Raw genomic sequence first — 19246 nt, forward strand, 5'->3', positions numbered from 1 at the left:
CATCTGAGCGCGGCCGGCACCTGAGGCCGGCCGCGCTCACGTCGTCAGCCCGACGTCGCCGGGTTGGTCGCCTTCCCGTCGAGCCACAAGGTGTCCGACGCGTCGCTGTGCGTGCCCGACGCGCCGACGTGCTTCGCGCTGATCTGCGGCCCCTTGGTGATCACGTGGACCATCGCCATCCCGTGGCCCCGGCCCAGGCCGTAGTCCTCCTTGAGCCACTCCAGGATCGGGCCGGCCTTGGTGGACGCGTCGAACCCGCGCTCCTGTGCCAGCGCGACCAGCTCGCGCGGGGTGTGCCCGGTCTTGTCCTCGACGGCGTCGAGATAGGCCTGAAACGACATGGATGGTCCCTTCACGTCGGGCGCCGTGCCGATCGGCACCGCGTTCTACCCGTACAGACGAACGGTGCACCGGAACTCATCGGTACCTGGCCACGCGTGGCGGGCCCGGCTCAGGGAGCCGAGCGCAGGAGGTCCGCCGCAGCCGCGATCCGCGCGGGGTCGCCCGGCGTCGGCGCCCACGGCAGGCGCAGCGAGTCGCGGACCGGGTCGTCGCGGAACCGGGGCACCACGTGGATGTGGAAGTGGAAGACGGTCTGCCAGGCGGCCTCGCCGGCGCAGTTCAGCAGGTTCACGCCGTCCGCCCCGAGCTGTTTCACCGCCCGGTCCGCGACCCGCTGCGCGGTCAGGGTGCACGCGGCGAGGTCCTCGGGCGTGATGTCGTGCAGGTCGACGGCGTGCGACCGGGGGATCACGAGCGCGTGCCCGTCGGCCGCGGGGTTGATGTCCATGAACGTGAGCGTGCGCTCGTCCTCGTCGATCCGGGTCGAGGGCAGCTCGCCGGCCACGATGCGGCAGAAGAGGCAGTCGGGTTCTCGGGTCACGAAGGGACTCTAGCGAGCCCCGCCAGGACGGCGGGGCAGCCGTCGACCGACCCCCGCGGGCACGTCTCCATAGACTCGACGTCGTGGACTTCTACAACGCCTACGCCCACGGGTTCGCCCGGGTCGCGGCCTGCACCATCCCCGTCGCCGTCGCCGACCCCGCGGCGAACGCCGCCGTCGTGCTCGACCAGGCGCGGCAGCTCCACGACGACGGCGTGGCCGTCGCCGTCTTCCCCGAGCTGTGCCTGAGCGGGTACGCGATCGACGACCTGCTCATGCAGGACACCCTCCTCGAAGGCGTCCTGGACGGGCTCGCCGCCATCAAGGAGGCGAGCGTCGAGCTCATGACCGTGCTCGTCGTCGGGGCGCCGCTCCTGGTCGGCAGCCGGCTGCTGAACGCCGCCGTCGTCGTGCACCGCGGGCGTGTCCTGGGCGTCGCGCCCAAGTCCTACCTGCCCAACTACCGGGAGTTCTACGAGAAGCGGCAGTTCGCGCCGGGCGACGAGCACCGCGGCACCCTCACCCTGCTCGGCGAGGAGGTCCCGCTCGGCTCGGACCTCATCTTCCGGGCCGACGACGTGCCCGGGCTCGACGTGCACGTCGAGGTCTGCGAGGACATGTGGGTGCCCGTGCCGCCGAGCGCGCTGGCGGCGCTCGCGGGCGCGACGGTGCTGCTCAACCTCTCCGCCAGCCCGATCACCGTGGCCCGCGCCGAGGACCGCCGCCTCATCGTGCGCAGCGCGAGCTACCGCTGCAACGCCGCCTACGTCTACACGGCCGCCGGCCAGGGGGAGTCGAGCACCGACCTGTCCTGGGACGGCCAGACCATGGTCTACGAGGCGGGCGACCTGCTCGGCGAGACCGAACGTTTCCCGGACGGCCCGCGCGCCACCGTGGTCGACGTCGACCTGGACCGGCTGCGGCAGGAGCGCCTGCGGCAGGGCACCTTCGACGACAACCGGCGCGGGCTGGGGCTGGCGACCCCCGGGACGGGCGACGCCGGCGACTTCCGCGAGATCACCTTCAGCGTGCACCCGCCGCAGGGCGACCTCGGGCTGCGCCGCAAGGTGGACCGCTTCCCCTTCGTGCCCGACGACGCCGAGCGCCTCGCCCTGGACTGCTACGAGGCGTACAACATCCAGGTCACCGGGCTGGAGCAGCGCCTGCGCGCCATCGGGCAGCCCAAGGTGGTGCTCGGCATCAGCGGCGGCCTCGACTCGACGCACGCCCTGATCGTCGCCGCCAAGGCGATGGACCGCCTGGGCCGGCCGCGCACCGACATCCACGCGTTCACGATGCCGGGCTTCGCGACGACGTCGGAGACCAAGGACCGCGCGATCCGGCTCGCCGAGGCCCTGGGCGTGACGTTCCAGGAGCTCGACATCCGGCCGGCCGCCGAGCAGATGCTGCGCGACCTCGACCACCCGTACTCCGACGGCACCAAGCAGTACGACGTCACCTTCGAGAACGTCCAGGCCGGGCTGCGCTACGACTACCTCTTCCGGCTCGCGAACCACCGCGGCGGGATCGTCGTCGGCACCGGCGACCTCTCGGAGCTGGCCCTCGGCTGGTGCACCTACGGCGTGGGCGACCAGATGTCGCACTACTCGGTCAACGCGGGCGTGCCCAAGACCCTGATCCAGCACCTCATCCGCTGGACCATCGACAGCGGGCAGTTCGCGACCGAGCCCTCCAGCCCGGTCAACGTGGTCCTGTCGGAGATCGTCCGGCAGGAGATCACGCCCGAGCTGATCCCGACCGAGGAGGGCGAGACGCCGCAGTCCACCGAGGCGACGATCGGCCCGTACGCCCTGCAGGACTTCACGCTGTTCCACGTGCTGCGGCGTGGCTACCGCCCGTCCAAGATCGCGTTCCTGGCCTGGCACGCGTGGCACGCGGCCGACGACGGCGAGTGGCCGCCCGGTTTCCCCGACCAGCAGCGCACCGCCTACGACCTGGCGACCGTGCGGCGCTGGCTCGAGGTGTTCGTGCGCCGGTTCTTCGCCTCCCAGTTCAAGCGGTCCGCGCTGCCCAACGGCCCGAAGGTCTCGCCGGGCGGCACCATGTCGCCGCGCGGCGACTGGCGCATGCCGTCGGACGCGTCCGCGGCGGCGTGGCTCGCCGAGCTCGAGAAGAACGTCCCGGAGGCCTGACGGCGCTCGCGGCGCGGCCGGTGGTCCCGGCCGCGCCGCGCGCCCGGGCGCACGGATTACGCCGACGACGAAGCCCGGCTCAGCGGCGATCCTGGCGGGTAGGGTGCCGTCATGCCTGCTGTCTCCGTTGCCCTGGCTCGGCCCGGGAACCGTCGCCTCGTCCGCGTGATCACCGTGTTCGCGGCGGTCCTGACCTTTGCGGCGCTGCTGCTGGTGGCGGGCCCGGCGAGCGCCCACGACCAGCTCCTGTCGTCCGACCCGAAGGACGGCGCCACGCTCGACGAGCAGCCCGCGAGCATCGGGCTCACGTTCAGCTCCGCGCCGCTCGACACGGGCATCGAGGTGGCGCTGACCGGTCCTGACGGCACCACCGCCCAGGGTTCCGACATCACGGTCGACGACGACGTCGTGACCGCGCAGCTCCCCGAGGACCTGCCCCCGGGCGCGTACGACGTCGCGTGGCACGTGGTGTCCTCCGACGGCCACCCCATCGACGGCGAGTTCAGCTACGTGGTCGAGGGCGAGCCGGAGCCGAGTGCGACGCCGACCGACGAGCCGACGGACGAGCCCGAGATGTCCACCCAGGAGGCAGCACCCGTGGACGAGCCGACCGGTGCGACGGACGACGCGAGCACCCCCACGGAGCTCGCGGGCTCCGGGGACGGCTCGGGCCCCAGCGGGCTGGCCGTTGCCGGCGGGATCCTCGCGGCGGTGCTGGTCGTCCTGGGCGTCGTCGTGATGATGCGCCGCAAGATCCTCGAGAACGACAAGCTGCGCCAGAACCAGGAGTCCGGGTCCGAGGAGCCGGACGCCGAGAAGCCCAACGACAACCCCGACACCAAGGGCTGACCAGACCTGTCAGACCCTCAGGTCCCCCGGGTGACCTGTACGTCTGACACGGGGCCGTTGCCGGGGCCGGGGCCAGATCCGGGGCGCGCCGCGCGGACCGCCAGCACCAGTGCCACCACGGCGGGCGCCAGCAGGACGGCGCCCGCCGTGTTCACGGCCTCGAACCCGCCCCAGGCGAGGAGCGGCCCCGCGAGCGCGGCCGACGCGGCGCCGAAGTAGTTCATCAGCGCGTCGGTGGCGCCCTGAAGGGGCAGCTTGACCTGCGGCTCCGCAACGGACGCCAGCACGGCCGACGAGGCGATCAGGCAGGCCGACCAGCCCAGCCCGAGCAGCACGAGCGCCACGGCCGTGAGCACCTCGGCGTCGAGGGCGGGGCCGGCACCACCGTGGCCGGCACCGTGCCCCCCGTCGGGCACCGAGGCCAGGGACGCGGCCAGGAACCCGAGGGCCACGGCCGCCCCTTGCAGCGCCATCCCGCCGACGGCGACGCGGAGCGCGCCGAACCGGTCGGCGAGCCACCCGAACACGGGGCTGAACGCGAACATCCCCAGCACGTGCAGGCTGATCACGACGCCGACGAGCTGCAGCGACATCCCGCCGTGCTGCATGTGCACCGGGGTCATCACCATCACCATGATCATCACGCCGTGCGCCACGGCGGTGGTGACCACGGCGAACCGGGCGCGCGGGTGCCCCCAGGCCCAGCGCAGCGCGGCGAGGGCCCCGGTGCGCCGCGGCTCCGCGCGCCTGTCCCCGTGCCCCTGCCCGACGGCGCCCGCGGGCACCACCCGTCCCGCGACGCCGCCGGCCGGGTCCCGGTACAGGCTCACGAGCAGCAGGCCGGCCAGCAGGTAGGCGACGACGGAGAACAGGTAGGGGCCGCCGAGGTCGGGCACGCCGAGCCCGCCGCCCACGACCGCGCCGGGCGCCGCGAGGTTGGGCCCGACGACGGAGCCGACGGTCGTGGACCACAGGACGACCGACATGGTCCGGGCGCGTGTGCCGGACCCGACGTTGTCGGCGGCGGCGTAGCGGGACTGCAGGTTGGTCGCGTTCGCGACGCCGTAGAGCATCAGGCCGACCAGCAGCACGACGAGCTGGCCCAGCACGGCCGCCGTCACGACGAGCAGCGCGCCGACCGTGGACAGGGCGTAGCCGAGCGAGAGGGCCCACCGGCGACCGCGGAGCTGGGCGAGCGTCGCCAGCGGGACCGAGGCGACCGCCGCGGCGAGCACCCCGACGGCCTGCGCGAGCCCTGCCATCGACGTGCCGCCCAGGCTCTCGGCGAGCAGCGCCCCGACGGCGGCCCCGGACGCCACGCCGACACCCGCCAGCAGGTTGCTGAACACGAGCACGACGAGGTTTCGGCGGGTGTGTGGCGGATTCTCCACGATTTCCTCTCATCAGCCGGTCGGTACCGGAACGGTAGACCGCTCTGGGTTGCGGAAGTCATCGGATAGTGCGGGGTGACACGCCCCTGGAGGCCGTCACGCCGTCGTCGTCCACAGGTTCGTACACAGGTTCGTGTCCTCTGTGAGCAGAAAGTTACCCACGACTCGCCGCAGAAAGGCCTGTTCTCCGCGAATTCCTGCCGATCTGCTGGCAGTATGGGGCCTCGTCGTCGGGCGGGTACCGCCGCACGACGTGACCGAAGAAGGGAAACGCATGTCGCTCAACAAGTCCGAGCTCGTCTCGGCCATCGCCAGCAAGGCCGAGATCAACAAGACCGAGGCCGAGGCCGCGCTCAACGCCTTCCAGGAGGTGCTGATCGAGTCGCTCGCCAAGGGCGAGGCCGTCAAGGTGACCGGCTTCCTCTCGGCCGAGCGCGTCGAGCGTGCCGCCCGCACGGGTCGTAACCCGCGCACCGGCGAGGAGATCTCGATCCCGGCGAACTTCGGTGTCAAGATCAGCGCCGGCTCGCTGCTGAAGAAGGCCGTCGCCAAGTGACGCTTCGCCGCTGAGCTCCTCAGCGACGCGAAGGCCCGGCTCCTCGACGAGGGGCCGGGCCTTCGCATGTCCGGGACGCGAGCGTCCCCGGCGCGCGTCCCGTCCGGGCCGACGGCGTCCGCGACGCTCAGAGGTCGCCCTTGCGCTCCAGGTACCGCATCGCCACCCAGCCCAGCGGGACCCGGCCCCAGTAGGTGCACAGGCGGTACAGGATGGTCGCGGAGAACGCGATGGTGGCCGGTACCCCCGCGGCCGTCAGGCCGGCCGTCAGGGCGCCCTCGACGCCGCCCAGGCCGCCCGGCGTCGGGATGAGCGCACCCAGGGCGTTGCCGACCAGGTTGACCAGGGCGATGTCGACGAGCGAGAGCGTCTCCCCGAAGGCGGCGAGGCAGCACCACAGGCCCACGATGTAGCCGAGCGTCATGATCAGGTTGCCGCCCACGCCCAGGGCCAGGCGGCCCGGGTGGCTGAGCATCTGCGCCAGCCGCGGCCACACCTGCCGCAGGCGTGGCCCGATGAACCCCAGGCCCCAGCGGCGCACCGGCGGCACCAGCAGCGTCGCGACGACGGCGGTCGCGATGGCCGCCAGCGTGATCAGCACGGCCGGCGACGGCAGCTCCACGAGCGCCCCCGAGCCCGTGAAGATCGACAGCGCCACGAGCAGCAGCACCGTCACCACGAACTGGGACACCTGCACCAGCGCCACGGTGGCCACGGCCATCGACATCGACACCCCGCGCTGCGTCAGCAGGCGCAGGTTCAGGGCGGCCGGGCCGATGCCCGCCGGGGCCGCCAGCGCCACGAAGGAGCCCGCGGCCGCCGTGAGCGTGGCGCGCCCGATCGGCACGCGGGCCGGGGAGAACGCGACGAGGGTCAGGCCGGCCCCGAACCAGGTGATCAGGGCGAGCGCGAACGCGACCGCCACCCACCACGGGTTCGCCTCGCGCACGGCCGTGGCGATCTCGTCGAAGTTGATGGTCGTGACGATCACGGCCACGGCGACGATCGCGACCGTCGTGGTCAGCACCGTGCGCGCGCTGAACCGCGAGATGCGCTGCGGCTGCACGCTGGCCTCGGGCAGTCGCTCGACCAGGGCGTTGCGCAGCTCGCCCATCAGCCCCTTCGCCCGGCGTACCTCGTCGCGGGTGGTCCGGGGCAGCGCGATCGTCTGGATCAGCGGCCCGATGGCGGCGATGTCGGCGTCGGGCAGGGCGCGGACCGCGGAGGCGACGGCGCGCCGCGGGCCCACCCGCAGCCCGATGAGCGCGAGCATCTGCACCAGGTCGAGGCGCCGCGACAGCGGCGACGACACGATGTCGCCCTGTTCCCAGCCGGTGATCCAGACGTGCGCCCTGCCGTCGTCGTCGCGCTGCGTGAGCAGCACGTCCTGGGTCAGCGCGCGGTGCGTGAGGCCCACGGCGTGCGCCCGGCCGAGCTGGTCCCAGGCCTCGGCGAGCACGTCCTCGTGCAGGTCGTCGTCGGGCAGGTCGCGGAACGGGACGGCGTGCGAGGCGTGCTCCAGGACGAGCGCCATCGAGTCGCCGAACTCGCCGATCCCCAGGAGCCGCGGCGTGCGGACGCCGGCCGCGGTCGCGGTGTACGAGAGCAGGGCGGTGCGCTCGGCCACGGCCTTGAGCGAGATCGCCGCGCGGCCCTCGATGCCGCGCAGGCGCAGGGCGCGCCACAGCCGCGTGATGAGACCGACGACCTGTCTGTCGCCGTCGAGCACCATGACGTCGCGGCGCACCCCGTCGTCGGAGTAGAGCGCGTACACCCGGTTGTCGCCGGCGCGGCCCAGGGCGAGCGCGGCCGGGTCGTCGGCGGGGCCGTGCTCGACGGCGAGGGCGGACGCGACGGCCGCGTGCTCGGACAGGGCGTGCACGCGGCGCAGCGTCGTCGGCGCGAAGCCGGCACGACGCACGGCGGCGACCAGGTCTGCGCCGTAGGCACGCTCGCTGCGGATGCCCGACACGTACTGCACGGCCGAGCCCGCGAGACGACCCAGCAGCAGCGCGACGAGCGTGCCGGGCAGCGAGACCTGGCCCGTGATCAGCACGATCAGCAGGGCGAGGAACATCAGGTTCCACGAGAGGCGGACGGTCCGCCGTCGCGTGGCGGGCCCGGCGACCGTGAGCATCGCCGTCAGCGAGACGGCGAACTCCGGGATGGTCAGCACGTAGCCGGTGCCGCGCTCCCAGACCGACATGCCGCGCACCAGCTCGTCCGAGCCCAGGTGCCGCACCAGGAACGTGGTGAGCACGCCGATCAGCAGGCCCAGCACGCCCGCGACGATGGACTCGACGATCTGCCGGCCCAGGCGCCGGACCCCCAGCTCGATCATCACGGCGACCGGGGCGAACAGGATGATCAGGCCCTGCAGCACCGCGACGGGCACGAACAGGATGGTGGCCACGAGGTCGTTGAAGCTCCGGACGTCCTCCGTGACGCCCGCCGTGGTGCCGTGCGCGACGACCGACAGGAACATGACGCCCGCGGTCCCGAGGGCGCACCCGATCATCCAGACCAGCGCGCGCGGGTGGCGCACGCGCTCCTCCGGGGTGTCGACGACGCGGACCAGGCCGCTCTCGAGCGGCACCGTCTGCGGCACGTCGGACACCTCGGCACCGGCGTCGGCGCCGCCGGTGCGCGAGTTGGACATGCTCGCGATTCTAGAGCCGTTGAGGCTCGCTTGACCGGGAAGTCGCGGTCACGCCCGGAATATCCGGGTCAGGTCGACGCTCTCCCCAGGCTCCGTCCAGGCATGCTCAGCGGATGCCGAGGGCCTCGCGCCACTCGGCCGGCACGAGGGCGTAGCCCACGAACGCGACGATGTCGAGCAGCGTGTGCGCGATCACGAGCGGGAGGACGCGGGGCCTGCCGCCGGGCTGGAACCGGGGCGAGGTGTAGAACCACGAGAACACGACGCCCATGACCACGTTCCCGATGAACGGCCCGATGCCCTGGTACAGGTGGTACGAGCCGCGCAGCAGCGAGCTCGCCACGATGAACTTCACGCGGTTCCACCCGAGGTCCCGCGTGCGCTCGTACAGGTAGCCGACGGCGATGACCTCCTCCAGCAGGCCGTTCTGGAACGCGCTGAGCAGCAGCACGGGGACGGTCCACCAGTACGTGTCCAGGGCGCTGGCCTGCACCTCCACCGTGATGCCGACGGCCCGCCCGAGGGCGTAGAACGCCAGGCCGGGGATGCCGATGGCGGCGGCAAGCGCGAAGCCCCACGCGGTGTCCCGGCCCGGGCGGCTCCCGTCCAGTCCGAGGCTGCGCACCGCGCTGCGGCCGTTCGCGCTCAGCAGGTACAGGGCCAGGGCGACCGGGACCAGGGCGAACCCGATGCTCAGGAGCTGGTACACGAGGTCCAGGTATGGGCGCTCCGACTGGCTCGCGTTGAGCGTGGCGGTCTGCTCGGCCAGCGGCGTCTCCGCGGTGAGCCGCGCCGCGATGTTGACGAGCGCGTACACCCCGGACTGGCCCAGGCTGAGCCCGAGCACGATCCACACCTCGGCGGCGATACGGCGGCGGGACTCGGGCAGCGCGGTCGTGGTCACGTCCGGAACCTACCTCGCGTGGCCGGCAGTCCGGCAGCCGGCCACGCGAGGGGTCAGCGGTTCGAGGCCCGCCGGACGAAGTCCGCGAGGTCGGCCGACTGCGCGACCCGCGACTCCTGGTGGATGTACATCATGTGGCCCGCGGGGTAGACGCGGGTCTCGATGCGCTCGCGGTACGACGCCGGGATCGCCATCTGGTCCAGGCTGTACTCGATGGCCTCGACCGGCACGCCGCCGTCGTACCGCCCCATGGCGATGTGCACCTGGAGGTGCGGGTTGAGGATCATCGCGGTGGCGAGCTTGTCGGCGACGTCGACGGCCTTGCCCTCGAACTCCTTGTACGACCAGGGGTGCACGTGGCGGGACAGCACCTCGTAGATCGCGTCGTGCTCGTAGCCGAGCTCGCCGCGCAGGTAGTGGTGCAGCGCCGCGGTGTACGGGCCCGACGTCGCGGTCAGGAACGGGTCGTACGGCATCTGCTCGTGGATGTAGTGGTCCGCCGGGCCGGTGAACCGCGTGTCGAGGCGCCCGGTGACCAGGCGCCGCGCGCGCAGCAGCTCCGCGTAGACCCGGGTGTGCTCCAGGCGCAGGTTGGCGCGGTCCACGTAGTCCTCGCTCAACCCGGTCAGGGAGGCGATCTTCGCGACGGCGGCCGCCCGCTCGTCGTCGGGCACGCGCGCCCCGCGCGCCAGGACCGAGGCGTACGTGTCGGCCCAGTCCCGGGCCTCGGCGACGACGTCGTCCAGCGCCCGGTCGCCGAGGAGGCCGTGGTAGTGCGCGGTCGCGGCGTAGAGCGGCAGGAACAGCGGGTGCGGCAGGTTGGAGTGCTCGCCGTCGAACAGGGCCTCCATGTTCAGGGCCGGGGCCACCAGCATGACGCCGTTCAGGAACATGCCGAACCGCGTCTGCAGGTACTCGGCCAGCCCCGCCCCGCGGGTGCCGCCGTAGGACTCGCCGATCAGGAACTTGGGGCTCATCCAACGGTCGTTCCGGCTGGTCCACAGGCGGATGATCTCGCCGACGGACTCGATGTCGCCCGTGAAGCCGTGGAACGGCTTGGCCTGCTCGCCCTCGGTCGCCCGCGAGAAGCCGGTCGAGACGGGGTCGATGAACACCAGGTCGGAGACGCGCAGCAGCGTCTCCGGGTTGTCGATCAGCCCGTACGGCGGCGCGGTCAGGTCGCCGACGTCGCCCGAGTCGACCCGGCGCGGGCCGAGCACGCCCAGGTGCAGCCACACCGACGACGACCCCGGGCCGCCGTTGAACGCGAACGTCACCGGGCGCCGCGTCACGTCGGCGTCGTCGAGCGTGTAGTACGTGATCGAGACCTCGGCCTTGGCCTTGCGGCCGTCGTACTTCTCCTCCTTGGTGACCTCCTGCCGCAGCACGATCCGGCCGGTCGTCGCGGAGTAGGTGAGGTCGCCGTCGGGGGTGTGCAGGGTGTGGTGCGTGGTGACCAGGTCGTCGGCGGGCTCCGGCGGCTTCGGCGGGGTGCCGCCGTCTGCCGTCTTTCCCTGACCGGTGCTGGTCGCCTCGGGCTGGTCGCTGCTGGTGCGCTTCTCGTCGGTCACCCGACGAACCTATCCCGGCACCTCCCTTTCGAGACCCAGGTTTTCTTCGTCTTGACCCGGCGCTGAGCGGAGAGATCCTGGGTCTCGAAGGGGAGTTCGAAATCAGGGTCGCAAAACTCCTTGCGGCCCGACGGGCCGATGCGGCAAACTGGTTTGCAGTACAAACCAGTTTGAGAGGCGAGGCGATCACCATGGCGAGCGATCCGACGTCGGGCACCCCGGCACAGCCGGAGGACCGGGTACTCCCGGCGGACCAGGCGCACCCGGAGGACGACGGCGCGCGGGGTCTCGACCCCGCCGAGACGCTGCGCCTGATCCGGCAGCACCAGGAGGCCGCGCGCGACGCCACCGGGCCCGACGGCCGCCTGCTGTTCGGCGCGTGGGGCCTGGCCTGGGTGATCGGGTACCTCGCCATGTGGACGACGGCGCGCGAGACGGGTTCGCCGGAGCCCTGGGCGGGCTGGGTGTTCGCGTGCTGCATCGCGGGCGCGACGGCCTTCACGATCGTGCACAGCGTGACCCGGACCTCGGGGACCCGGGGCGCCAGCGCCCGGATCGGCGCGCTGTACGGCTGGACCTGGTTCCTCGCGTTCACCGCCCTGGGCGTCGTGCTGGGCGCGATGGGCGAGGCCGGGGCGTCGCCCGAGGTCATGGCCATCGCGGCGAACGGCTTCGCCTGCGTGATCGTCGGTCTCATGTACATCGCCGGCGGGCTGGTCTTCGAGGAGATCCGCATGGCCGCCGTCGGCGGCTGGATGCTGGTCGCCGCGGTGCTCGCCGCCTTTGCGGGCATGCCGAACACCTACCTCGTGATGGCCGTCGCGGGCGGCGGCGGCTTCCTGGCCATGGCCGTGGTGGAGCAGGTGTTCCGCAGCCGGCGCCGATCACCCGCGTCCGCCGTCAGGACGGAGGGCGGTGGGTGGCGTGCCTGAGGAGCTCGATGCCGTCATCCACGCCCCCGCCCGCCTGCGGGTCGTGGCCTCCCTCGCGGCCCTGGGCCGCGGCGACGAGGTCGCCTTCCCCAAGCTGCGCAAGCTGCTCGACATGACCGCCGGAAACCTGTCGACCCACCTCCGCAAGCTGGAGGACGCCGGCTACGTCCGGGTCACCAAGACGCACGAGGGCAGGACGCCTGTGACGTACCTGGCCCTCACCGACAACGGCCGCACCGCGTTCGCGGACTACCAGGCGGCACTGATGGACCTTCTGAAGGGAGCACAGGGATGAGTGCGGTAGAGGTCAGCGGGGTGACCAGGCGCTTCGGCTCCGTCGTCGCCCTCGACGACGTCTCGCTGGACGTGGGGCACGGCGAGCTGGTCGGCCTGCTCGGGCCCAACGGGGCCGGCAAGTCCACGCTGCTGTCGCTGGTCAGCGGCCAGCGGCGGCCCGACACCGGGGTGGTGCGCCTGAACGGTCGCGACCCGCGGGACGCCGGGGCGCGGACGGTGCTCGGCCTGACCCCGCAGGAGACCGGCCTGCCCGCGACGCTGCGGGTGCGCGAGGTGGTCGACTTCGTGGGCGGCCACTACCCCGACCCGGTGCCGACGGGCGAGCTGCTGGAGCAGTTCGGGCTGTCCGACCTGGGCAAGCGGCAGACCGGATCGCTGTCCGGCGGGCAGAAGCGGCGTCTCGCCGTGGCGCTCTCGCTGGTCGGCAGGCCGCGCGTCGTGCTGCTCGACGAGCCCACCACCGGGCTCGACGTGTCCGGCCGCGGCGCGCTCTGGGACGCCATCCGGCAGTACCACGCGAGCGGCGGCACCGTGCTGCTCACCTCCCACTACCTGGAGGAGGTGCAGGCGCTCGCGGAGCGCGTGGTCGTCATCGACCACGGGACCGTGCTCGCCGACGACTCCCTCGAGACCATCCTGGGCCAGGTCGGCGCGCGCCGCGTGCAGTTCACGGACGCCGAGGGGACGCGGCAGGAGCACCTCGTCGCGGACTCCGACGCGTTCGTCCGCGACCTCGTCCGTGCCGGTACCGAGTTCCGGGACCTGGAGATCCGGGGCGCGTCCCTGGAGGAGGCGTTCGGCCAGCTCGTCGATGCCACGAACCAGGCCGGCGCCACGAGCGGCGTCGACGCCACGAACGAAGGAGCCGTGCGATGAGCGCCACCACGAGCACCAGCGGCCCGGCCGGCCTCGCCGAGCCCGCCGCACCCGCCGCGCAGACCCAGCCGTTCTGGGTGCTGTCCTGGCTGCACCTCAAGTACCAGTTCCTGGAGACCGTCCGGGTCCCCATCGCGGTGCTCGGGAACGTGCTGTTCCCGTCGCTGGCGATGGTCTTCTTCGTGGTGCCGCAGGAGGCCGTGGCGGGCAACCCCGTGTACGCGACGATCGCCATCGCCGGCCTCGGGCTGTTCGCGATCTGCTCCGCCAGCCTCTTCACCTACGGCCTGGGCGTCGCGGAGGACCGGCAGCTGCCGTTCTACCCGTACCTGCGCTCGCTGCCCGCCGGCCCCGGACCCCAGATGGTGGCGCGCGTGCTCAACGGCGGCATCTTCTCGCTGTTCGGCCTGCTGCCGCTGATCCTCATCGGCTGGCTGTTCACAGCGGCCGCCCTGACGTTCGGGCAGCTGCTCGCCGGCATCGGGACCATCCTGGCGGTCTCCGTCCCGTTCGTGCTGCTCGGCATGGCCATCGGCTACAAGCTGTCGGCCAAGGCGGCGCTGCCCGTGGTGCAGGTCATCCTGTTCCCGCTGGCCTTCGCGGGCGGGCTGTTCCTGCCGCCTGAGATGTTCCCCGGCTGGCTGGACGCGATCTCGAAGGCCACCCCCACCCGGGCCGGCCGGGACCTGCTCGTCCAGGCGACCACGGGCGTCGACGCCTACGCGCTGGCCCTTCCGATCCTCGCCGGGTGGACCATCCTGTTCGCGGTGCTGGCCGTCCTGTCCTACCGGAGCGACGAGGGCCGCCGCTTCCGCTGACCCGGCTCCGGCCGTAAGGCCCCACTCAACGACGGGTTCAGGCGGCGCGGCGGAGGCGGAGGGAGTTCGCGACGACGAGCACCGAGCTCGCCGCCATCGCCCCGCCCGCGATCATCGGGCTGAGCAGCCCGGCCGCCGCCAGCGGGATCGCCGCGACGTTGTACGCGAACGCCCAGAACAGGTTCTGCTTGATGATCCGCAGGGTCTTCCGGGACAGGCGGACGGCGCTCGCGGCGGCCCGCAGGTCACCGCGGACCAGCGTGATGTCGCCGGCCTCGATCGCCACGTCGGTGCCGGTGCCCATCGCGAGGCCCAGGTCGGCCGTGGCGAGCGCGGCGGCGTCGTTCACGCCGTCGCCCACCATCGCCACCGTGCGGCCCTCGGCCTGCAGCCGGGCCACCACCTCGGCCTTCCCGGCGGGCATCACCCGCGCGACCACGTCCTCCTCCGGGATGCCGACGGCGCGCGCGGCCACGCGGGCCGCGCCCGCCGAGTCGCCGGTCAGCAGGTAGGGCCGCAGCCCCAGCTCGCGCAGCTCCTCGACCGCCTCGGCCGACGTCGCCTTCGCCGGGTCGCGCAGCGCGATCACGCCGCCCGCGGCTCCGTTCCAGGCCACGACGACGGCGGTGGCCCCGTCCTCCTCCTGCTGCCCGACGGCGGAGCGCACCTCCGCGGAGACGGTCACCCCCTGCTCGGCGAGCCAGTCGGGGCGGCCCACCAGCACGCGCCTGGTGTTCAGCCCGCCGCCCGGGGCCAGCCCCGCGTGCGCGTGCCGGACCAGGCCCTCGACGCCGCCGCCCGCGTGCGCGACGAAGCCCGTGACCTCCAGCGGCGTCTCGGGCTCGGCACCCGCACGGCCGGCCGCGGCGATCGCCCGCGCGATCGGGTGCTCGCTCAGCGCCTCGACGGCGGCCGCGTACCGCAGCACCTCCGGAGCGTTGGACAGGTGGTTGGCGTCGTCGGCCTCGGCGGACGGCTCCTGCCCCGTGTGCCCGACGGCGGCGTGCCCGACGCCGTCCTGCCCGGCGTCGTGCCCGGCACCCGCGTGCCCGGTACTCGAATGCCCGACGCCGGCCAGGGCCGGGCTCCGGTCGGGGCTCCACACGTCGACCACGCGCATGCGGCCCTCGGTGACGGTGCCCGTCTTGTCGAGCACCACGGTGTCGACGCGGCGGGTGCTCTCCAGGATCTCCGGGCCGCGGATCAGCACGCCGAGCTGGGCGCCCCGGCCGGTGCCGACCAGGATCGCCGTCGGCGTGGCCAGCCCGAGGGCGCACGGGCACGCGATGATCAGCACGGCGACGGCCGCGGTGAAGGCCGCCTCGACGTCGCCCGTCAGCGCGAGCCAGCCCGCCAGGGTGAGCACGGCCAGCACCAGTACCACCGGGACGAACACCGCGGAGATGCGGTCGGCGAGCAGCGCCACGGGGGCCTTGCCCGTCTGGGCCCGGGCGACCAGCCGCCCGATGCGGGCGAGCATCGTGTCCTCGCCCACCCGGGTCGCGCGCACCAGCAGGTGCCCCGAGGTGCTCACCGTGCCGCCCACGACGTCGTCGCCCGCGATCACGTCCACGGGCACCGGCTCACCCGTGACCAGGGACGTGTCGAGCGCCGAGGCGCCCTCCACCACCGTGCCGTCCGTGGCGACGGTGCCGCCCGGTCGCACGGCGAAGACGTCGCCGACCTGCAGCGCGGCGACCGGGACCGGGGTGGTGCGCCAGCCGCCCTCCGGCAGGCGCAGCGGGGTGCCGTCGGGGCCCAGCGCGATGCGCTCGGCGTCCTTGGCGCCCAGGCTGAGCAGCGCGCGCAGGGCGTCGCCCGCCCGCCGGCGCGACCGGTGCTCGGCGTACCTGCCCGCCAGCAGGAACGTGGTGACCACGGCGCCGACCTCGAAGTACACGGCCGGGCCCGTGCCGTGGCCGGTGTGCGGGGCCGACCCGGCGACCAGGACCCACAGGGACCAGAGGGTCGCCGCGACCACGCCGATCGACACCAGCGTGTCCATCGTGGAGCTCCCGTGCCGCGCCGCGCGGACGGCGGCGGCGTGGAACGGCCACGCGCCCCACACGACGACGGGCAGGGCCAGGGCCGCGACCACCCACCCGCTGCCCGGGAACGACCACGCGGGGACCATCGAGAGCAGGAGCACCGGGACGGTCAGCACCGCCGAGACGCGCAGGCGGCGGAGCAGGTCCGCGCCCCGGTAGCCGTCGCCGGAGGCCGGTGCGGGCGATTCCTCGCCGTCCCCGACGTCGGACCCGGCACCCGGCCGTGCCGAACCGGCGTCCGGCAGGCCGGCCCCGGTGTCCGCCCCGGCGTCGTCCCCGCCGCCCGGCCCGCGCACGGCGCGGCGCCGCGTGACGCGCGCCTCGTACCCGGCGGACTCGACGGCGCCGACCAGGTCCTGGTCCGCGACGTCGGCCGAGAGCACGACGTGCGCCGACTCCAGCGGCAGGTTCACGGTCGCCGCGACGCCGTCGATCCGGTTGAGCTTGCGCTCGACGCGGGCGACGCACGAGGCGCAGGTCATCCCGGACACCGCGAGCTCGACCTCGCCGAGGGGGTGCAGGGCCTCAGCGGCAGGCACAGTTCTCCTTACGGGTCATCACGGGTCATCACGGGTCGTTACGGGCGCGGGTCATCCTGTCAGGACTGGATGATCGGCAGCGAGCGGGTCGCCTGGCGGCCCGGGGCCTGGGCCGCGGACTCGGCCGCCACGGCGTTCTCCAGCACCTCGACGTCGGCGACGTCGTAGCCGGCCTCGTCCACGGCGTCGCGCAGGGGCGCCTCCGCCAGCGGGAGCCTGGAGATCACGCGGACCAGGGAGGTCTCGCCGGCGTGCAGCTCGACGCTCACGTCCTGGACGTCCGGCACGCCCTTCAGCTCGTTGGTCACGGCGGACACGCAGTGCCCGCAGGTCATCCCGGTCACGGCGAGCTTGGTCACGGTGGTCATGCTGTCTCCTCGGTTCATGGGCTGGCGGAGGTGCGCGGGCAGCCCGACGCGCACGGCCCAGGGGGCGTGCGCGGGCTGCCCGCCGTTCACATGCGGACGAGGCGGGCGATCGCCTCCGAGGCCTCCCGGACCTTGGCGGCGCCCTCGGCGTCGGACGCCTTGGCGGCGTCCACCACGCAATGTCCCAGGTGGTCCTCGACGAGCGCCAGGCTCACCGCCTGCAGCGCCTTGGTCACGGCACTGACCTGGGTGAGCACGTCGATGCAGTACTCGTCCTCGTCGATCATGCGGGCAATCCCGCGAACCTGCCCCTCGATGCGGCGCATCCGCTTGAGGTAGCCGGTCTTGTCGGAGGCGTACCCGTGCGGCCCGTCGTGCGCACCGGAAGCGTGATGGTCGTCGTGGTCCTGCTGCCCGACGGCGGCCTCGGTCGCCTCGGTGGTCTCCGTCGCCTCGGTCATGCGTCCATGAGATACCCCACCGGGGTAGTGAGTCAAGTGTGCTGGCACGGGCGAGGCGGCGAGCCAATTGCTAGGTTCGACCGATGGACCAGTCAGGGGGGCGGGGCGTTGCTGTCGTGGTCGAGGACGACGACCTCATTCGTGAGGTCATCGAGGTCATCCTGCAGCAGGCCGGTTTCACCGTGCATCCCGCTGCCACCGGCGCGCAGGGCGTCGCGCTGGTCAAGGCTCACCAGCCCGTCGTGACCACCGTGGACGTCTCCCTGCCCGACATCGACGGGTTCGAGGTCGTGCGCCGGGTGCGGACGTTCTCCGACACGGTCGTCGTCATGCTCACGGCCCGGGTCGACGAGGTCGACACGCTCATGGGGCTGGAGTCCGGTGCCGACGAGTACGTCACCAAGCCGTTCCGGCCGCGTGAGCTCCGTGCGCGCATCGACGCGCTCCTGCGCCGTTCCGGCCACCTCGTCCCGGCGCCCACGGCCCCGGAGGCACCCGCTCCCGGTCCGGACGACGACGGCGGGCTCGTGGTCGACACCGCCCGCCGCACGGTCCGCCTGGGCGGCGAGCCCGTCCACCTGACCCGCACAGAGTTCGTGCTCCTCGCGGCGCTGCACGACGCGCGCGGTCGGCCGGTGCCGAAGGGCGACCTGGCCCGTCTGCTCTGGCCCGACGAGCACGGTTACGGCGGCGACGTCACGGAGGCGGACCGCCGCACGGTCGAGGTGCACGTGGCGAACGTCCGCCGCAAGCTCGGCGACAGCCCGACGAGCCCGCGCTTCATCCACACGGTTCGGGGGCTGGGGTACCGGTTCGAGAGTGCCTGACCAGCGCGACCTCCGTGTCGTGCGCCAGGCGCATGAGCTGCTCCAGCGTCTCGACCGACGGCATGGCGCGCGTCCGGACCACGTCCTGCGCGACAGCCCAGGCCGCCCGGGCCAGCGCGACCGCCCCCACCATGGCGCCCGACACGGCCAGGCCGGCCGCCGTGTCGTAGACGGCGTACCCGCTGCGGTCGAGGGCGGCCACGGTGAGCAGCTCGAGGCGTCGCTTGAGACCGGCGGCGTACTGCTCGGCGAGCCGGCGGGCGGTCGCCCCGCCGAGGTCCTGGGCGAGGTCGCGGAGCACGCCCTCGTCGAGGATGTCCGTCGCGAGCTCGCGCGGCGCCCGGGCGGGCTCCTCGCCGGCGAAGTCGCCGGGCTCGGCCCCGGGGCGGTCGCCGTCCGGGCGGCCCGTGCCGTCCGCCAGCTCGTCGCCGTCGGTCCAGAAGTCTCGTAGCTCCGACATGGCCGCGCCTCCCCGTGAGTGCCTGAATGGCTGCTCCCAGCGTGCGGCCCGGAACTCAACGCCCAGGCGAAGAACCTCAAGGGCTGCTCAGGATCGCCCTTGAGGTTCTTAAGGTTTCTTGAGGTCCGCGGTGTTCCGGGGGTCCGGCGGGCCCGGTCAGCGGGTCAGGTTGCCGATGACGATCGCGACCACGGCCACCGCCGCCCAGAGCAGCAGGCCGAACCGCCACCAGAGGTTGAGCGACAGCCTGCTGGGCGCGTCGAGCTGCATGGCCTCCTCGTCCGAGAGCGGTCGCGTCGCCCACCCGGCCTCCGTGGCGGTCGCGAGGCTGTACCGCAGGCCCCAGGACAGCCGCAGGATCCAGAACAGGTGGAAGTACGAGTAGCGCAGCACCAGGGCGCGCCCCGCGTCGAGCGGGGCCGACTTGCTCTTGCTGCCCCAGCCGAAGAAAACCATGTGCATTCCCTTGTCTCGAACCGCGCGCACCCTGCGCGCGGCGAGCAGAGCGTGGCAGAACGACGGGCCGCGGTCTGTGGGCAGAACTCCCCATCCGGGACGGGCCGACGACGCCCGTCGGCAGCGGATGATGTTCACGGTCGCGGATGAGAGTCACCGGGGCCCGGCGTAGCGTGACAAGGGACCGAAGCCAGCTCA

At 73.1% G+C, this 19246-nt stretch carries 19 protein-coding genes; 8 read left to right on the top strand and 11 right to left on the bottom strand.

Annotated elements, in window-relative coordinates; all coding sequences use genetic code 11:
• Positions 1-44: 44 nt before the first annotated feature.
• Complete coding sequence (locus FHX71_RS24580) at positions 45-341, bottom strand: DUF4287 domain-containing protein (RefSeq protein ID WP_182620159.1); 297 nt, start codon at positions 339-341, stop codon at positions 45-47.
• 110 nt (positions 342-451) lie between these two features.
• Positions 452-883, bottom strand: coding sequence for an HIT family protein (locus FHX71_RS24585; RefSeq protein ID WP_182620160.1), 432 nt, complete (start codon positions 881-883; stop codon positions 452-454).
• A gap of 83 nt (positions 884-966) precedes the next feature.
• On the opposite strand from FHX71_RS24585, the gene FHX71_RS24590 reads away from it, so the two are divergent.
• The gene (locus FHX71_RS24590) at positions 967-3036 is read left to right on the top strand and encodes an NAD(+) synthase (protein ID WP_182620161.1); all 2070 of its coding nucleotides are present in this window, start codon (positions 967-969) and stop codon (positions 3034-3036) included.
• A gap of 111 nt (positions 3037-3147) precedes the next feature.
• Positions 3148-3885 carry a copper resistance CopC family protein gene (locus FHX71_RS24595; protein ID WP_182620162.1) on the top strand — a complete coding sequence of 246 codons (738 nt, stop codon included), beginning with the start codon at positions 3148-3150 and terminating at the stop codon, positions 3883-3885.
• Between the two features lie 17 nt (positions 3886-3902).
• Here the strand turns inward: FHX71_RS24595 and FHX71_RS24600 are convergent, their stop codons facing one another.
• Positions 3903-5276, bottom strand: coding sequence for an MFS transporter (locus FHX71_RS24600; RefSeq protein WP_182620163.1), 1374 nt, complete (start codon positions 5274-5276; stop codon positions 3903-3905).
• A gap of 274 nt (positions 5277-5550) precedes the next feature.
• Between FHX71_RS24600 and FHX71_RS24605 the strand changes: the two genes are divergently transcribed.
• Positions 5551-5832 carry an HU family DNA-binding protein gene (locus FHX71_RS24605; protein WP_020015632.1) on the top strand — a complete coding sequence of 94 codons (282 nt, stop codon included), beginning with the start codon at positions 5551-5553 and terminating at the stop codon, positions 5830-5832.
• A gap of 127 nt (positions 5833-5959) precedes the next feature.
• Here FHX71_RS24605 and FHX71_RS24610 read toward each other — a convergent pair whose 3' ends face one another.
• From FHX71_RS24610 to FHX71_RS24620, 3 genes are all read right to left on the bottom strand, one after another.
• Positions 5960-8491, bottom strand: a complete 2532-nt coding sequence (locus FHX71_RS24610) for a lysylphosphatidylglycerol synthase transmembrane domain-containing protein (protein WP_246403543.1) — start codon at positions 8489-8491, stop codon at positions 5960-5962.
• A gap of 106 nt (positions 8492-8597) precedes the next feature.
• On the bottom strand, positions 8598-9395 hold the full coding sequence (locus tag FHX71_RS24615) for a CPBP family intramembrane glutamic endopeptidase (RefSeq protein ID WP_182620164.1): 798 nt from the start codon (positions 9393-9395) through the stop codon (positions 8598-8600).
• A 53-nt stretch (positions 9396-9448) separates the two neighbouring features.
• Positions 9449-10966, bottom strand: a complete 1518-nt coding sequence (locus tag FHX71_RS24620) for a S10 family peptidase (protein ID WP_182620165.1) — start codon at positions 10964-10966, stop codon at positions 9449-9451.
• A gap of 191 nt (positions 10967-11157) precedes the next feature.
• Between FHX71_RS24620 and FHX71_RS24625 the strand changes: the two genes are divergently transcribed.
• The 4 genes from FHX71_RS24625 to FHX71_RS24640 are packed head-to-tail and all read left to right on the top strand — an operon-like array spanning position 11158 to position 13889.
• Positions 11158-11898 (top strand): hypothetical protein, encoded by a 741-nt coding sequence (locus FHX71_RS24625; RefSeq protein ID WP_182620166.1) that lies wholly within the window; start codon positions 11158-11160, stop codon positions 11896-11898.
• The gene (locus FHX71_RS24630; RefSeq protein ID WP_182620167.1) at positions 11891-12193 is read left to right on the top strand and encodes a transcriptional regulator; all 303 of its coding nucleotides are present in this window, start codon (positions 11891-11893) and stop codon (positions 12191-12193) included. Before FHX71_RS24625 ends, FHX71_RS24630 begins: the two co-directional genes overlap by 8 nt.
• Positions 12190-13071 carry an ABC transporter ATP-binding protein gene (locus tag FHX71_RS24635; RefSeq protein ID WP_220490477.1) on the top strand — a complete coding sequence of 294 codons (882 nt, stop codon included), beginning with the start codon at positions 12190-12192 and terminating at the stop codon, positions 13069-13071. Before FHX71_RS24630 ends, FHX71_RS24635 begins: the two co-directional genes overlap by 4 nt.
• Positions 13068-13889 carry an ABC transporter permease gene (locus FHX71_RS24640; RefSeq protein WP_182620168.1) on the top strand — a complete coding sequence of 274 codons (822 nt, stop codon included), beginning with the start codon at positions 13068-13070 and terminating at the stop codon, positions 13887-13889. Before FHX71_RS24635 ends, FHX71_RS24640 begins: the two co-directional genes overlap by 4 nt.
• 37 nt (positions 13890-13926) lie before the next feature.
• On the opposite strand, the gene FHX71_RS24645 is transcribed toward FHX71_RS24640, so the two are convergent.
• The 3 genes from FHX71_RS24645 to FHX71_RS29865 form a co-directional block, all read right to left on the bottom strand.
• Positions 13927-16476 carry a heavy metal translocating P-type ATPase gene (locus FHX71_RS24645; protein WP_182620169.1) on the bottom strand — a complete coding sequence of 850 codons (2550 nt, stop codon included), beginning with the start codon at positions 16474-16476 and terminating at the stop codon, positions 13927-13929.
• Positions 16477-16535: 59 nt separating this feature from the next.
• Positions 16536-16844, bottom strand: a complete 309-nt coding sequence (locus FHX71_RS24650) for a heavy-metal-associated domain-containing protein (RefSeq protein ID WP_182620170.1) — start codon at positions 16842-16844, stop codon at positions 16536-16538.
• 86 nt (positions 16845-16930) lie between these two features.
• On the bottom strand, positions 16931-17305 hold the full coding sequence (locus FHX71_RS29865; protein ID WP_182620171.1) for a metal-sensitive transcriptional regulator: 375 nt from the start codon (positions 17303-17305) through the stop codon (positions 16931-16933).
• An 83-nt stretch (positions 17306-17388) separates the two neighbouring features.
• On the opposite strand from FHX71_RS29865, the gene FHX71_RS24660 reads away from it, so the two are divergent.
• Positions 17389-18132 (top strand): response regulator transcription factor, encoded by a 744-nt coding sequence (locus tag FHX71_RS24660; RefSeq protein WP_182620172.1) that lies wholly within the window; start codon positions 17389-17391, stop codon positions 18130-18132.
• On the opposite strand, the gene FHX71_RS24665 is transcribed toward FHX71_RS24660, so the two are convergent.
• Positions 18086-18592: a hypothetical protein gene (locus tag FHX71_RS24665; RefSeq protein ID WP_182620173.1), complete on the bottom strand. Its 507-nt coding sequence runs from the start codon at positions 18590-18592 to the stop codon at positions 18086-18088. The genes FHX71_RS24660 and FHX71_RS24665 overlap by 47 nt on opposite strands.
• A gap of 156 nt (positions 18593-18748) precedes the next feature.
• Positions 18749-19048, bottom strand: a complete 300-nt coding sequence (locus FHX71_RS24670) for a hypothetical protein (RefSeq protein WP_182620174.1) — start codon at positions 19046-19048, stop codon at positions 18749-18751.
• Between the last annotated feature and the right edge of the window lie 198 nt (positions 19049-19246).

This window comes from Promicromonospora sukumoe (assembly GCF_014137995.1).
Lineage (GTDB): Bacteria > Actinomycetota > Actinomycetes > Actinomycetales > Cellulomonadaceae > Promicromonospora > Promicromonospora sukumoe.

What these genes read in the sequence shown, in the direction of transcription:
- FHX71_RS24580 (WP_182620159.1), bottom strand. Translation starts at nt 341, where the DNA reads ATGTCGTTTCAGGCCTATCTCGACGCCGTCGAGGACAAGACCGGGCAC.
- FHX71_RS24595 (WP_182620162.1), top strand. Translation starts at nt 3,148, where the DNA reads ATGCCTGCTGTCTCCGTTGCCCTGGCTCGGCCCGGGAACCGTCGCCTC.
- FHX71_RS24605 (WP_020015632.1), top strand. Translation starts at nt 5,551, where the DNA reads ATGTCGCTCAACAAGTCCGAGCTCGTCTCGGCCATCGCCAGCAAGGCC.
- FHX71_RS24610 (WP_246403543.1), bottom strand. Translation starts at nt 8,491, where the DNA reads ATGTCCAACTCGCGCACCGGCGGCGCCGACGCCGGTGCCGAGGTGTCC.
- FHX71_RS24625 (WP_182620166.1), top strand. Translation starts at nt 11,158, where the DNA reads ATGGCGAGCGATCCGACGTCGGGCACCCCGGCACAGCCGGAGGACCGG.
- FHX71_RS24635 (WP_220490477.1), top strand. Translation starts at nt 12,190, where the DNA reads ATGAGTGCGGTAGAGGTCAGCGGGGTGACCAGGCGCTTCGGCTCCGTC.
- FHX71_RS24640 (WP_182620168.1), top strand. Translation starts at nt 13,068, where the DNA reads ATGAGCGCCACCACGAGCACCAGCGGCCCGGCCGGCCTCGCCGAGCCC.
- FHX71_RS24650 (WP_182620170.1), bottom strand. Translation starts at nt 16,844, where the DNA reads ATGACCACCGTGACCAAGCTCGCCGTGACCGGGATGACCTGCGGGCAC.
- FHX71_RS29865 (WP_182620171.1), bottom strand. Translation starts at nt 17,305, where the DNA reads ATGACCGAGGCGACGGAGACCACCGAGGCGACCGAGGCCGCCGTCGGG.
- FHX71_RS24660 (WP_182620172.1), top strand. Translation starts at nt 17,389, where the DNA reads ATGGACCAGTCAGGGGGGCGGGGCGTTGCTGTCGTGGTCGAGGACGAC.
- FHX71_RS24665 (WP_182620173.1), bottom strand. Translation starts at nt 18,592, where the DNA reads ATGTCGGAGCTACGAGACTTCTGGACCGACGGCGACGAGCTGGCGGAC.
- FHX71_RS24670 (WP_182620174.1), bottom strand. Translation starts at nt 19,048, where the DNA reads ATGGTTTTCTTCGGCTGGGGCAGCAAGAGCAAGTCGGCCCCGCTCGAC.